Annotated in this window: 13 protein-coding genes; 2 read left to right on the forward strand and 11 right to left on the reverse strand. The window is 38.1% G+C overall.

Annotated elements, in window-relative coordinates; all coding sequences use genetic code 11:
- Positions 1–2: 2 nt before the first annotated feature.
- The 9 genes from ACXACJ_RS06885 to ACXACJ_RS06925 all read right to left on the reverse strand — a co-directional run bounded on the left by ACXACJ_RS06885 (position 3) and on the right by ACXACJ_RS06925 (position 10080).
- Complete coding sequence (locus ACXACJ_RS06885) at positions 3–2609, reverse strand: TonB-dependent receptor (RefSeq protein WP_475133607.1); 2607 nt, start codon at positions 2607–2609, stop codon at positions 3–5.
- Positions 2596–3189 carry a FecR family protein gene (locus ACXACJ_RS06890; RefSeq protein ID WP_475135075.1) on the reverse strand — a complete coding sequence of 198 codons (594 nt, stop codon included), beginning with the start codon at positions 3187–3189 and terminating at the stop codon, positions 2596–2598. The genes ACXACJ_RS06885 and ACXACJ_RS06890 overlap by 14 nt, the downstream gene beginning before the upstream one ends.
- A 3-nt stretch (positions 3190–3192) precedes the next feature.
- Positions 3193–3534 (reverse strand): hypothetical protein, encoded by a 342-nt coding sequence (locus ACXACJ_RS06895; RefSeq protein ID WP_475133608.1) that lies wholly within the window; start codon positions 3532–3534, stop codon positions 3193–3195.
- A 96-nt stretch (positions 3535–3630) separates the two neighbouring features.
- Positions 3631–4248, reverse strand: a complete 618-nt coding sequence (locus tag ACXACJ_RS06900; RefSeq protein WP_475133609.1) for an isochorismatase family protein — start codon at positions 4246–4248, stop codon at positions 3631–3633.
- A 315-nt stretch (positions 4249–4563) separates the two neighbouring features.
- Entirely contained in the window at positions 4564–5079 is a 516-nt protein-coding gene (locus ACXACJ_RS06905; protein ID WP_475133610.1) for an RNA polymerase sigma factor, read from the reverse strand.
- 9 nt (positions 5080–5088) lie between these two features.
- Positions 5089–6957 carry a glycoside hydrolase family 13 protein gene (locus tag ACXACJ_RS06910; protein ID WP_475133611.1) on the reverse strand — a complete coding sequence of 623 codons (1869 nt, stop codon included), beginning with the start codon at positions 6955–6957 and terminating at the stop codon, positions 5089–5091.
- A 118-nt stretch (positions 6958–7075) separates the two neighbouring features.
- On the reverse strand, positions 7076–8068 hold the full coding sequence (locus tag ACXACJ_RS06915; protein ID WP_475133612.1) for a hypothetical protein: 993 nt from the start codon (positions 8066–8068) through the stop codon (positions 7076–7078).
- Between the two features lie 49 nt (positions 8069–8117).
- Positions 8118–9077, reverse strand: a complete 960-nt coding sequence (locus ACXACJ_RS06920) for a hypothetical protein (protein ID WP_475133613.1) — start codon at positions 9075–9077, stop codon at positions 8118–8120.
- Positions 9070–10080, reverse strand: coding sequence for a 6-bladed beta-propeller (locus ACXACJ_RS06925; protein ID WP_475133614.1), 1011 nt, complete (start codon positions 10078–10080; stop codon positions 9070–9072). Before ACXACJ_RS06925 ends, ACXACJ_RS06920 begins: the two co-directional genes overlap by 8 nt.
- Before the next feature lie 255 nt (positions 10081–10335).
- Between ACXACJ_RS06925 and ACXACJ_RS06930 the strand changes: the two genes are divergently transcribed.
- Complete coding sequence (locus tag ACXACJ_RS06930) at positions 10336–11685, forward strand: M24 family metallopeptidase (protein WP_475133615.1); 1350 nt, start codon at positions 10336–10338, stop codon at positions 11683–11685.
- Between the two features lie 223 nt (positions 11686–11908).
- On the forward strand, positions 11909–12484 hold the full coding sequence (locus tag ACXACJ_RS06935; protein WP_475133616.1) for a VTT domain-containing protein: 576 nt from the start codon (positions 11909–11911) through the stop codon (positions 12482–12484).
- Here the strand turns inward: ACXACJ_RS06935 and ACXACJ_RS06940 are convergent.
- Positions 12467–12934, reverse strand: a complete 468-nt coding sequence (locus ACXACJ_RS06940; RefSeq protein WP_475133617.1) for a hypothetical protein — start codon at positions 12932–12934, stop codon at positions 12467–12469. The genes ACXACJ_RS06935 and ACXACJ_RS06940 overlap by 18 nt on opposite strands.
- Before the next feature lie 66 nt (positions 12935–13000).
- Positions 13001–14656 (reverse strand): amidase, encoded by a 1656-nt coding sequence (locus ACXACJ_RS06945; RefSeq protein ID WP_475133618.1) that lies wholly within the window; start codon positions 14654–14656, stop codon positions 13001–13003.
- Positions 14657–14960: the final 304 nt, after the last annotated feature.

A 14960-nucleotide genomic window follows, 5' to 3' on the forward strand; every position in this document is an offset into this window, starting at 1 on the left:
TTTTAAAACCAGGCCCTAACACTGAGGTTAGGTGTGAAATGAAGAAAGAACTTTCGTTGTTCTAGAATTTCCACCTGACCTCTTCTGTTTTCTTCCACATAGTAACTTATGTTGAAGAGGTTTTTTCGGTTGGTTAAGTTGATAATGCTGAAGCCAATTTCGCCTCTGAGTTTTTTGCTTTCGCTGTTTAAGCGATGCCAGACAGAGAAATCCACTCTCTGGTAATTTGGTAAACGGCTATTGTTCGGGTTTCTATATTGAATAGAATAGGTGTTCCGATCTCTATCGTCTTCTTTTTTAGTTACTAGCCTCAGATTGTCTGTTGAAGTAAAAGGAGCGCCAGACTTGAAAATATATCCCAGTGAAAATTCCCATTTGCCCAAGTTGTAAGTGCCAGAAATCCTGAATTGATGTTTTAGGTTAAGTGTGGAAGCAAAGCTTTGCGCATTATAAAGTTGACTGAACTGCACAGCTGAATGCTGATAGTTATAGCCGAGCCAAGCTCGAAAATATTTCCATCTTCGTCTTACCGTGAGGTCCAGACCGTAGATGTTCTCATTTCCGCTTTCAAAATCTTGTTCTTTGGGAATATCAAAGCCCAGGTTTCGAGCCAAAATTCCTGAAATGTCTTTTTGATACACATCCAAATCCACGAGCCAAGCTTCTTGATTGAATACAAAACCCAAAGTTTTCTGCTTATTGATAATCACTGGAACCAAGGCTTTGGAGTCGGCCAATAGCCAATGTTGTTCCACACTGTTTGAAAGCGTAAACCTCGATTCCTTAATCGTGCTCATATATTGGTGATAAATCCCAAGGCTCGATTTCAAAATAAACTGAGGTGTTAAGTTGTAATTGAGTTTAAACTGAGGGCTGAAATAAGACCTTTTGATGGAGCTAATTGTGGTCGCCCGACCGCTGAAAACCATTTCCAATTTTGGGCTTAATTTTAAGTTATAATCCGCAAAAGCCGCAACTATATTTCCTTCAGTATCAATATCCTCATCTCCATTTTCTTCAAATACATTTTCCTCTTGAATCACATTTTCAACATGAAGCTTGTTGTATTGAAAACCATATTCCAGCGTACTTTTTGGGTTGATTTTATAATGGTTGGAAAGTCGGAATTCCATATTGCGGATGTCATTACTTCTTTCTTCAAAGTCATCATCAGTGGGGTCGTTTTGATTACGCTGGTTTCTCAACAAATAGCTCATGTTGTATTTTGAAAAGCTGAGACTTGCTTGCATAGCGTAATGGTCTGTCAGCCTAAAGTCACCCGTAATATTTAAGCCTTCACTTCGAATATTGTGCCTTTGTTCCAAATTGCTACGATCATCAGGATCATCTTCATCATAGCCAAAATGGCTTCTGCTGCGTACTAAGCTGGTTTGGAAGGATGTTCTTCCTGAAGGCTTGTACTTGAGTTGGAAATTGAAATCAGAAAAATTCAGGTCACTTTGGAAAAGGTTCTTGGCCAATGGACCTTCGCCATCCCTGACTTCTCTTTCAAAAAGCTTGTCGGTATAAGAGTTGAAAGTCCAAGTGGGCACATAATCATTGTACGATCGCCTAGCCGCAAACATCATCGAGCCCTTATTTTTTAAGAATGGAGTTTTGACATAAGCATCAGCATGTGTCATGTTCACGCTTCCTTCAAAATGAGTAGTTTGATCAATTTCGTTTCTAGAATTCACCGAAATAAGACCAGCAGAAGCACCTCCATAGCGAACGGGTATAAAGTTTTTATAAATGTCCATTGAGCCGATAGAAGAAGGGATAAAACTGGAAATATTTCCGAAGTAGTGAGCGCTATGGTAAATGGGAATGCCGTTCCAATAGAGCAAAGTGTTGTCGCGCGCGCTTCCACGAACATTAATGCCAGAAGCAGATTCGTCATTAGAGCCAACTCCAGAAATGATTTGAGCCGATAAAAGCACATCCCGCTCAGAAAGCCCAGGGAGAATTTCCATTTCCTGAGGTAAAATTTTAAAACTGTTGGCTTTGGGATCGGAAGCTATACCAACATTGATGTATTCCTTAATTTCAAAATCATCTAATGCGATGGGTTCTGGTTGAAGTTTTATGGTCAGATTGGCCATATTAGCAACTTCGGCAACTTTAATTTCACTGACTTCAAACCCTAAGTAAGAAATTTCTAAAACAGCTTCTTTAGGTTGTGAAACCACCAAATTCAGATGGCCTTTTTCGTTGGCAACCTGCCCTAGGTTACTGTTTTTAAGATGGACAGAAGCAAAACCTAGGGGATAACCCAACTCAGCATCTTCAATATGAAGCCTGAGAAATTTAGATTCAGAACGCTTGATTACATAAAACCCTTCTTGAACTTTTTCAAATTCTAAATCAGTGTGTAAAAGAATTTCGCGAAGTGCATCTTCAAGTTTTTCCTTTTCGGAATATAGTGCAGAATGGTTCTTAAGCTCGTCAGGATTGTAAGAGAAATAGACTGAAAATTGCCTTTCTATTTGGCTTAGGACTTGGCGAAGTGGTTTTTCAATAGAGTTTGAATTTGGGCTGTTTTGCGCATTTAACAAAAAGGATACGAGCCAAAACAAACATAAGAAAACAGGCTTTCTATTGATTTTCAAAGCCTGTGAGCCTAAGTTCTTTCTCTTCTGGATTATAGCTGTATTCAATGTTATTTGACGACAAAACCAAAGCAATGGCGGTTGTAATATTTGAATTCGGAAACGCGCCATTGTACTTCAAATTACGGATATCAATATCAGATATTATATCAATATCGTAAATGCTTTCCAATTCGTTCAAAGCAGTTTGTAAACTTACATCATTCAGAAGCGTATTCCCGCGAATCCATGCTGGACTGTTGTCACTCATGCTTCGCCAATTCTTCGTAAGTATTCCTTTTTCAATTCTTAAACCATCGCCAGGCAGCAGGTTTTCATTGGTATTAGCGTTGTAAACATTTACCTTTCCTGTGTAGCATATCACATCGAAATTTTGATCTCGCTGCCAAATATTAAAGCTTGTTCCCAATACTTTAACTGTGCCTTGATCAGTTTTCACCTCAAAATTCAATCCTTTGGTAACTTCGAAAAAAGCTTCTCCACTAAGCCAAAGCTCTCGATTTTCGGTAAACGTTTTAGAATTGTACTTTAAAACTGAATTAGCATTGATGGTGACTCTGGAATGATCGGGAAGCTCAATTACCTAACTCATTCCTTTTGGAACCTCGATCTCCACCATTTGAGAACCTCTAAAAATGAAATAGAAGGTTACTGATAAAATAAAAACGGCCGCAGCAGCAAACTTCCAAATCGATGTCATTTGGATTGACTTGCCTGACTTTTTAGCTAATCGCTTGGCCTTTAGCTTTGCCAATTCAGCTTCTACATCATAGGAAGGAATGGCTAGTTTTTCAGCAGAGTCAATAACCTTTAAATATGCCTTTCCCTCTTCTGATTGCTCAAAATCTGCCCTTTCTTCAGGATTCAACTCATTATTGATCCATTTGGCCAGAAAATTTTCTTTATCATTAAAAGCAGTGCTCATTTATAATATTCTTGCTTCTGAATACGTTACAGACATTTTTACCCTACCCAAGTTCTGAAAAAAATGGAAATTGACTAGAGGAATGAGGAGACTCTCTCAATTTTCCTTTTGCTGTGATAGAAGTTTCAACTCCGCTTTTATTTGTTCTGCAGCATTTACTTGAATGCTTTCTTGAGTAGGAATCATGTTTTGCCATACCCAATTATAGTGTTCAATTATCTTTTCCGCATTTAGATGCGGTCTATCCGCTGTTGTATGTCCGTTGGCGACCACGGTAATGTGATAATCCTTGGTTAATGCAGATTGAACGGTTGATTCCACACAAAAATCCGTTGCGCAACCCGTTATGATCAGCTCTTCAACTTTGTGCATTTCAAGTTTTGACTGAAGTTCAGATCGATAAAAAACATCATTAGCATATTTGTCAACCTGTAGGTCACCCTTTAGAAGTTCGAGTTCATCTAAAATCTCCCATGATTCAGAGTTCTTTTCGAATTCTCCAGTTCCTGATCCATCATGTTGAATAAATATCACAGGGAAACTCAGTGTTCTGCAAATGGAAGCAAGTTCATTGATTCGACTTATTACTCCTTGTGTATCAAAACGCGGAGTTTGAGGTGTAAAAGAGCCCTTTTGCATATCGATAACTAAAAAGGCCTTTCCTTTAGTCATTACTTGATTTCCTTTTTGCATTAAATGATTGGTGTCTTCCAATTAAGCTTTTTGAATTCCTTGCTGCAAGCGAATGTTCAGAAATTCAGTCGGAGCTTCTTTATATAGAAGATTTCTCCTTGCAGTCGAAATGACGATAAAACAGATTTAGCTTTATAAATCAGCCTTTTAGAGATAGTGTTCTAATCATAAATGCTTGTTTGAAAGAAAAAGCATTCTACTCCGTCATTTCGAGAGAGGAACGAAAGAGAAATCTTGTACTCAATCGCAAGCAAAATTTCAACGTGGAAGATTTCTCCTTGCAGTCGAAATGACGGGAAATTTGGCGTTGAAGGGTGAATTGGCAGTGCTATTTCTTCAAATTCCTTGATGCACCTCACGGAGTTTGAGTAGGGCTTTGTGCATGCGTTTTTCCACGGCTTTTACACTTACTTCTAGCATTTCAGCAATTTCTGTATAAGTCTTTTTCTCGATTCTATTTAGCAAAAAAACTTCCCGTTGGCCATCTGGTAAATCGTTGATTGCTGATTGAATTCTCAGGTCAAATTCCGTGAATTCCATAGCGAACTGAGGATCTTCCTCATTTACAGTTTTCTGTACAAAATGAATGTGCTTCTGCTTGGTTTTGTCTTTGTCAACCGCTTTCATCATTTGGTTTAGCCCCACTTTGTACAAATAGGACTTGGCCATATTGGGCAGCACTTTTTCGCAGTTCTTCCAAAGGGTAAGAAAGGCTTCCTGAACCATGTCTTCGGCTCGTTCCAAATCCTTAAACCTGAAATACAAAAAGCTCCTTAGGCTAGGAGCTAATTTTCGAAAAAGCTGTTCGTAAAAGGTTTCGTTACAACTATTTTGAAACTCTTGACTTTCCAAATTCAGTGTTTATTTCAATACAAATACCGCTGCGGATTTTCCTGCCACGCTAAAATCCTTGCTAATATCCACTTTTTCTTGAGTCATTACATTGGTAGCGCTAGAAAAGCCTCGTAACATTTCAATGAATCTGTTTCTGGAAATATTCGCTGGTTTCTCATTATTGTTCATTACCACCATTACCCTTTCGTTTTCGGTATATCGGAAGTACACATAAATATTGTTTTCTGGTAGGAAATGCTTCAATTTTCCATGGTGAATGGCTTCGCTTGATTTTCTCCAATTCGTGAGTTTTGAAATGTAGTTGAAGGCTTCGTTTTCTTTCTCGGTTCTGCCAGAAGAAGTGAAAACACTTCGGTCGTCACCAGCCCATCCTCCAGGCATATCTACACGTTTGTAACCATCGTTGCTGAAGTTTTCTTGTGAAAAGGCCAACTCCGTTCCGTAATACACTTGGGGAATACCGCGAGTAGTCATTAGAAAAGTATAGGCCATTTTAAAATTGTCCATGTTGTTTCCCACCGTGGTGAAGTAGCGCGAGATGTCGTGATTATCTAGAAAAATCACATTTTTCATGGGGTCAGAATAAAGCCTGTCTTGAGATAGAGCGTAATAGAGTTTCATTATGCCCGTATCCCAACCAAAATCTTGATTGAAGGCATCGCGCAAAGCAAAATTGATCTGGAAATCTGTAACGCTGGGCAAATGCGAATTGTAGCCATCGCCTTCACCGTCTTTGTCTTCTTGCCAATATGCTTCGTGCGTAACGGTTTCTACCCAAGATTCACCTACAATATTAAAAGTAGGGTAGGCCTGTAGCACTTCCTTCGCCCAACGGGCCATATATTCAGGGTAAGGATAAACGTAAGTGTCCATTCGGATGCCATCGATGCCCGAAGATTCAATCCACCAAAGTGTATTCTGAATCAGATAATCGGCCAATTGAGGATTTCTTTGATCTAAATCAGGCATTTCATTTACAAACCAACCCTTCTGCAATTTGTCTAAATCATATTCTGAAGCATAGGGATCGGAAGCCACCACACCTCGATAATTGGTATTTCCGAATACCTTTTGATCGTGAACCCAATCTTTGAAAGGCAAATCTTTCATCCACCAATGTTGGTCGCCAATATGATTGTGAATCATATCCATAATCACCTTTAAACCTTTGTCGTGACAGGCTTTTACAAAAGCTTCAAATTCATCATTTGAACCAAAGCGTCTATCGATTTTATACATGTCAGTAGCGGCATAGCCATGGTAAGCATGATAGGCTACAGTCTGATCATTTTCAAAAACAGGAGTAAGCCAAACTGCCGTCATTCCCAGACTTTTAATGTAATCCAAATGCTCTTGAACGCCAGCAATATCGCCTCCATGTCTTCCGTTGGGAATATCGCGATTGGCAGCTTCAATCATACCTTCAACGGTGTCGTTGTTAGGATTTCCGTTAGCGAAACGATCGGGCATTAAGAGGTAAATAACATCGGAACTGGAAAAGCCAAGATTGCGATTGGTATCAGCAAGGCGTTTTTTTAGTTCATAATTCAATACTTGCTCTTTCTTTCCATTTTTTAATTTGATTGTGAGATTGCCTGCTGGTGTATCGGCTCCAATGTTCAAATAGATGAAAAGGTAATTCGGAGAATCTCCCGCTACTTGGCGCTGAATGCTAATCGATGAATGTTCTATGGAAGCTCTCCAATGCCCGATATCATCGCCATGAAGCATCAGTTGAAGCTCTTGTGTAGGCATGCTAGCCCACCAATATGGAGGCTCTATCTTAATTTCAGTTCCCTTCTTTTGGGCTTGAAGGCTGAAAGAACAAAAGAGAATGATTGATAGAATGAGAAGCTTAAAATCTGACTTTTCCATGGCTTGTTGATGATTTATGCTGAAAACTAATCAATAATGCCAGTTCATGGAAACGATTTCCGAGCTTATCTGAACATTCAGAATAACAAACGTTTGCGATAGGAATGGAATTCGTGCTTTAGAGAATCAAAAAGTCAATGAGGCGATCGACCATTGAAGCAGCAATCCATGTTAAAACGGGAATGATAAGGTAAAAAATGAAGCGTGAGGCAGTCGGAATGTTGACGGGTATTTCAGGTACCTGCTGAATCATTTTTTTGTAATTGATTAAGTCGATTACATTGATGTTTTCTAAGTTTTTCCGAATTCTAGAATGGCTCAAAGCAACTTTGTTGCCTTCAATAGCCTGATTGACCAGTTCGATTTCCTTTTCTTTGGCTTCAATAATTCGAGGTCGAACCCGCTTTAAGGGTGTCGTTAACATCCAGAGAATGCAAGGAAAGACAACCAAAATCGCTGGATTGGTCAAATCTGCAATGTTGATGCCTTGAACAATGAAAAGGCTATAGGCGCCTATAAAACCCAAAATGCTTGAAATTCCGGCTTTGGTGAGTGGCATCAATTGTTCTGTGTTTAAAATGTCAATCTCAATTTGTTGAGAAAACTGGTTCATTACATTCATGTTTCGAATGAATAAACTGCTGGCTTGAGTGATTACCATCCACATAAAAATGGTGCATAGTGCAGAGAAAATCTGAAATGCAGGATAGCTTACAGGACCTTCAAAAAATGACTTTAAACTGACGAAGTAAGCATGAACCAGTCCGACAGATAAAGCAAGCAAAGATTCTCTAATCATCTTTCCTTTATCCTTAAACTGAGCTTTCCATTTGTGAGCTTCTTCTTCAGTTAGATTTCCTAACCTTAGCAATTCATCGAAACCTTTTTGATGGCTGTTGTTCACAATTCTACTTACAAAGAACATGTAGCCAAAAGTGAAAATGAAGTAAGAGAAGTATTGATAGTTTTCTAAAAGAAGCGGTATTCCATCAATCAAAAATACGATGGTAAGTAAAAAAGCGGTGAAGAAGGAAATCAGTAACCAAGCCCAAAAAGGTTTAATACGACCTTCAGTAGGTTTCAGAATAAAAAATGGAATACGGAGGTTCATTGGTCAAAAATACAAAACAGAAATATGGTTTAGCCAAATCTATTAAGTGTTAAGGAGATTTTTTTGCCTGATTTAAGGGCACAAGAAAAAAGGAAGTTTGAGATATATTGTTTCTATTAGTTTCCTTTTTCAGAAGTAGTTTGCCGTTCACTATTTGTGATGGAACAAAGGAAATTGGCGATTTTAAGACGTCCGACCTGTAATCATCAGTAAAGGTTATGACTTCAAAAGATGAAACATTAAAGAACTCATTCTTAGAGTCATTTTGCTTTACAACATACCTTTTGCTTGTAATTTGATCAAAATATCTTCTGAAGGTATATGGCTGTTTGTATTCCATATATATCAATCCAATGTCGATGGAATTTCTTTTTAAATCCACACTTAGAAACGAAATGTCAGTAGGAAGATGGAAAAAGAGTTCTTGAGTTTCGGGTGAATAAATGAATTCAGGGGTATTTTCTGGTCTTTTTATGAAGGTGTTAATGTTGCCAAGATGAGGCGTATTAAAGGTCTCTTTCTTTTCGAGTGTTTTTCCAGCAGAATCAATGTAAATATTATACTGTTCAACTTCGTTAAGAAATACCTTAACCTCTTTATTGCCATCAAAAAAGTACATGTTTTTAACGGAGCCTGCTGGCCCTTGAGGAATAGGTCGCTTATCTTCGAGTTTTAACCTTGAATCATTAATTCTTAGATTGTAGCTATAATTGGGAGTCGATAAAAAATATCTATCCTTTCTGAGAGGGTAAATAAGGATATTCGGCTTGTCTTCTAGTTTATGATCATCTAATTTTAGTAAGTCAACTATTTGATTTTTAGTATTATATAGCGATACGAATTGTCCTTCGTTTGAACTATAATAAACTAATTTTTCAGAATCATTAATAAAGAGAATTTCTACATTCTGCTTGTCATTAATAGTGAAAACAGCCGCTGGAAATTGACAAAATAAAGGAGAAGAGGATACTAACAGTAAGGTTAGAAATAGATGTTTAAGCTTATTCATTAATCTCTAAAAGTTCTAAGACTCCATTCGTTTTTTCAAATGCAATGATTTTAGATTGATCTGGTGTGAAGGAGAAGGTTTGATAAGAACCTTCTTCTGGCAATTGAATATTCCTCACATGGTTCCAATGATGATCAGTATAATTGAATTCTAAAATGATATTGCTTTTGACTTCAGATTGGCCATTTACTGAATAAATAAGAAGGTATAAACTATTTTGGTTTGCCTTGGCCGCTCTCACCACGATTTTGGCTGAGGCTTTCTTAGAACTTTTGGGAGCGTTTGTCTTTAGACCATCTTTTGTGTCGAACTCTAAAAAATGCTTGATCAAATCATTTTCTGATAAGTTTAAAGTGGATTCTAGGTTCCAATCTTTATCATAGGTTTCTATAATTGGCGTATCGAAATTTTTGACAGTTACATATCCGTCATTAAACAAGAAAATGCTCTTTCCAAAAAAGGATTTAGCGGATTCTTTATTTAGAGATATTCCAGTAAGTAGTTTCTTGTTTTTCAAATCAAACCTTTTGATATCTATTTCCTGATCGATGGGGCTCGTAAATAGTAATACAGAGTCTTTAATGGCGAGGGCCTGATTCATTAATGGTTGATTTAATGGTATTTCATCAGTGATCGAACCTTCTTTTTTACTGTAAGAAAGCAACTTCATTTTTTGCTGGTCGAAAATATAGATATATCCATTTGATGAACTCACTGCTATGCTTGGACTCATCATCTCTTTTGGTCCCATCCCACGATTTCCAATAACCTCGAATGTTTTTAACTTTGGGGTAGTTTTGATCAATTTGGAAATCCCTTGATCGATTATGAAAGTTGTGTTTTGGTCTACAGTTATTATGTCTGAAACATTGACAACAAACTGATCTTCAGAGTACTCTTGTATTTCCTGAATTTTGCTTGTGAACTTTACAATGGTTTCTTGATGCCTAGTGCATGAAAGAAAAAAAGCACATAAAATGAAGGTAAAAATGTATGGTTTCACAACTGATTCTTTGTTTCAATACAAAAGAAAAATCAGTCTAACTCATAATTATTTTTAATTTATTTCATGTAAAATTCAATTTTTCTATTGGTAAGGGTTGGTTGTGATCAAATCAAGTTTGAATGGACTTCATTAACTACCTGGTTCTATACTGGCTGTCCTTGAATATTTTTAACTCGTCATCTTGGTGAATTCTGAATTCTTTCAATAATTTAAGAAAGTAGTATATCAAATTTTATGACTAAAAGAGCCAATATGAAAACCTTCTACATTTCAATACTTTTTGTTTTTTTGGCAGTTCTGGCACGCGCACAAAATAATGTTCCACAAGTGCTTTCCATGAAAGAAAGGTCTGAAGTGATTGATCGACTTTTGGAGGATAAAATTCAGAATTATTTACCCGAAATCATGAGAAGGGAAGGGATTGATATGTGGGTTGTGATGTCGAGGGAATACAATGAAGATCCGGTTATAAAAACTATGCTTCCCTCTACTTGGCTGGCTGCCAGAAGAAGAACGATCTTAATTATGTTTGATAAGGGAGAGGAGGGAATTGAATCTTTGGCTGTTTCACGATATGATGTTGGTTCAAGTTTCAAGAGTTCATGGAATAAGGAAGAGCAGCCTGACCAGTGGGCCAGAGTTGCAGAGTTGGTTCGTGAACGAAACCCAAAGAAAATCGGGGTGAATAAATCGAAGTATTTTGGAATTACCGATGGCGTTGTAGCTACGGATTTAGAAGAATTTACCGCTGCTTTGGATAAGAAGTTCCAATCCAGAATTGTATCCGCAGAAAAAGTGGCTATTGGATGGCTGGAAACACGTACAGAAGCGGAAATGGCTCTTTATCCTCATATTGTGAGGCTCTCACACAGTATAATCGAAGAAGCGTTTTCTGACCAGGTAATAACCCCTGGAGTCACCACAACTGACGATGTGGTTTGGTGGATGAGGGAGCGTATTGTTGAACTCAAACTTCAAACTTGGTTTCATCCAACAATTGATGTGCAGAGGGCTGACCCTGAAAATTTCGATCACTTACGAACTTTCTCAAAAAGGCCTGAACCGAATGTGATTATGCCAGGAGATTTGCTTCACTGCGATTTTGGAATCACATATTTAAGGCTGAATACAGATCAACAACAGCACGCTTACGTATTGAAACCGGGTGAAACAGAGGTGCCAGCTTATTTGAAAGAGGCATTTGACAACGGGAATCGCCTGCAAGATATTTTCACTTCAAACTTTAAAGAAGGTAGAACAGGAAACGAAGTTCTGAAGATGTCCAGAGAACAAGCGATAACAGAAGGAATTAAACCATCTATTTACACGCATCCTATTGGATATCATGGCCATGCTTCAGGCACCACTTTGGGCATGTGGGATTCTCAAGGCGGTGTTCCTTTCACAGGGGATTATCCACTTCACCTCAATACTGCGTATTCAATTGAGCTTAACGCAGCAACTTACATTGAAGAATGGGGCAAGGAAATCAGAATTATGTTGGAAGAAGAGGCTTTCTTCGATAAGTCGGGTGTTTGGTATATCGATGGTAGACAAATGGAAATTGTAACCATACCTCGAATTCCAGCAAAAGGGAATTGATTTTCTGAAAAGGGATTTTAGACTGTTTTCAATTGAGAAGTGAATTAGATCAAGTGTTGCATTACAGTTTACTTGAGGATTAGGAGGTTCATTTTTATTTGAATGTGTATTGCGAATAAAATTCAAAAGCGAAGTCAAAAACATTCAAACTATTTGAATTAAAAAGAATACATCCTTGTTAGCCTTTGGTTATATTCGCTCTACTGCCGATCAGCCTTAATTAATGGAAGATAAAAGGGATTTCTACAATTACTTCTCTCAAAACCTTATCAAAGGGTTTATTTATCTAGCTATTCTCATAGCTGCACTTCTGGTATTTAAAAGCTATTTTAAAAGTCAGTATGATGCCTTAGAACACTTGGTTTCTGATAATTACCTGCTCATGCTGGTCATATTTCTGATCTCAGAAATTTTTGTTGGTATTCTGCCGCCAGAACTCTTTATGATTTGGTCTATTGACGACCCCGTAACTGCTTATGTCATTATTGTAGCGGTTATGGCCTTGATTTCAATAGCCGCTGGCTGGATTAATTTCTACATAGGAAAGCAAATCAGTACGAAGAAATTTTTTAAGAGGATGTTTAAGAAACGTCTTAAAAAGTATCAGAAACGCTACGAGCAGTATGGTGGTGGTTTTATTATTGTAGCCGCACTTACTCCGCTTCCTTTCGCTCTTATTAGTCTGCTTACGGGTTCAATGGCCTATCCCGTTCATAAATACTTTATTTATGCTTCTTTCAGAATTCTGCGATTTGTGGCTTACGGAATCGTAATTTGGAATTTAGAGGGGGTGATCTAGTAAGTTCATTTGAGAATCAGCCATTGGTTTTACCACTTGCGCGGGGTGTTTCATTAAAAAGCTGATGGAAGAAAAGGCTTCAATAGATTCTTCAAGGTTCGCTTGTATTTGCTGTCTTCTAGTTGTGTTCAAAATAAGTAAAGGAATGCTTATTGGAGCTGTTATCACAATCAGGATCATCGAAACGTAAGGAGCATAAATTCCGAAAGTAAGAAAGTATTCACTATTGGGTTTTTGGGTAAAAAGAGATGGTTTAGGAAAGTGAGGTAACAAGTTGATTCGCTGATCGATAAACTCTGGAAATCGAATATTTTTAAGAAAGGCCAATTGTTTATGGTAAGTGGAGTAGAAGTCCTTATAATTCAAATGGCCCTTCTTTAATCTTCCGCAGGTCAATTTCAATTCGGTTAATAACCTATCAATCTTCCTGAGTTCAATTACATTCTCCATGTTCTAATTGTTTTTTAGAACATACGAATATGCTTTATCAAAGGTTTATTTTGATTTTTCAGTATGTTATTTTACGGCAAAAGTTGGCGGTTGATAATCGTCAAATTCAGTTTTTTGTTGAAAGGCCATAGCCAATTCTAAGATTTTATCTTCTTCAAACAGATTGCTTAAAAAAGTAATACTCGTTGGTCTACCTTTTAAATCAAAACCTGTAGGTACTGCCAAGGCTGGGTGACCAGTGAGGTTGGTAATCTGCATTTGCCTGCTGCCAAAAGTTGGCGCTATGACCACATCATATTCTTTCATCAACTTGTGCATGGCCTCAATTAAAATTTTACGCTCTCTGTTAGCTTGTAAATATTCCACGGCAGGAATAAACCTAGATTGGCGTAGCGAATTGGCTCGGGATCTTTCATCTTGTTCAACCAGTTTATCTACATCACCGCTTCGGATCAGTTCATCAAAGAAGGCTCCAGATTCTGCTCTTAAAACGATGTCGTAAATATTGCTTGGTGTTGGATTAGGCAAGCTTACATTCTTCATTTCCACACCCATAGCTTTTAGCTTTTCCATCGCAGATCGGGCATTATTACCTACTGCACTGGAATCTCTGGCGAAGTCGGAACCTAAATAGGCAACCTTTAATTTTGAAATGTCTTTAGTTGGGTTTACTCCGTAGGGGTATTCCATAACGGAAGGGTCATCAGAAGTTTTGCCCAAAATGTGGGATAGAACGATGGCACAATCTTCGGCCGATCTACAAATTGGCCCCACTTTGTCCATGGACCATGAGAGTGTCATAACGCCCGTTCTGCTTACTCTTCCGTAAGATGGTCTCAACCCTGTAACGCCACATCTTGTACTTGGTGAAACGATGGAGCCTAAAGTTTCGGTACCTAAAGAAAAGGCCACCAAACCTGCTGAAGTAGCTGACCCTGAACCTGCTGAAGAACCACTAGCTCCTTGAGATAAATCCCAAGGGTTTTTGGTTTGGCCACCAAACCAAACATCGCCACGGGCCAAAGTACCTGATACTAACTTTGCGATTAATACTGCTCCGGCTTCTTCTAATTGTTTTACAACCGAAGCTGTGTAGTCGAACTGCTGATTTTTGTAAGGCTCGGCACCCCATGTTGTTGGGTAACCTTCAACCGCCATTAAATCTTTGGTTCCGTAGGGAATTCCATGGAGAAGACCTTTATAGTTTCCACTTTTTATTTCTTGATCGGCCTTTCTGGCTTGCTTTAGAGCGAGTTCTTTGGTAACGGTAATGACTGCCTGTAATTTCGGATCATACTTTTCAATGCGGTTCAGGTAGATTTCGGTCAGCTCTTCCGAAGTGATTTTTTGATTTTTCAACAAGTAGGCCAACTGTCTTATGGAGAAGAAAGCGAGTTCCTCTTTGTTTGCAGGCAAATCAATGGCCTCAGGTTCCCATGTATAAGTTGAAGGGGCAGAAGGAGCATTGAAGCTGCTTGGTCGCGGATCGAAACTGAGAGCAGGTGCTACATTAATGTCAATTGATTCTTTTCTAATTGAATCGTAGCCTGTTAAGTTTCTGCCCAAGTAATTGTGCATGGTTTTGATGTTCTCCTTGTCAAATTCTAACCCATAGAGCTTTTGGGCATGTTTAACATCTTTTTTTGAGAAAGGAACATTGGAAGATTGGCAGGAAAATGCCAACAAAGCAATTGCGGCAAAAGATAATGATCGTTTGGTCATTCGGCTGATGTTTGGTTAAAGTATATGGCGCTAACTATTTACTTTGCTAGGAAAGTACCACCAACTGCCGAATGAGCCAAATCAGATTTTATAAAAGGTTAAGGAAGTCTAGTATGTCTATGTTGTGAAACCGATTAGACTTCCTTGAATAGTTATTGATTAGTTAGTTTAGTAGATGAAAATTTTCTCACTGCACATCTTAGAATAGTTATTTGAGAATACTCCTTAATTTGATCTGAAAATTTCTATAACTCTACACCAAGTTTAATGATGAATCTCGCAATGAATTTTCTTGTTTAAATAG

The sequence above is a fragment of the Roseivirga sp. AWQ4_251 genome (assembly GCF_056158225.1).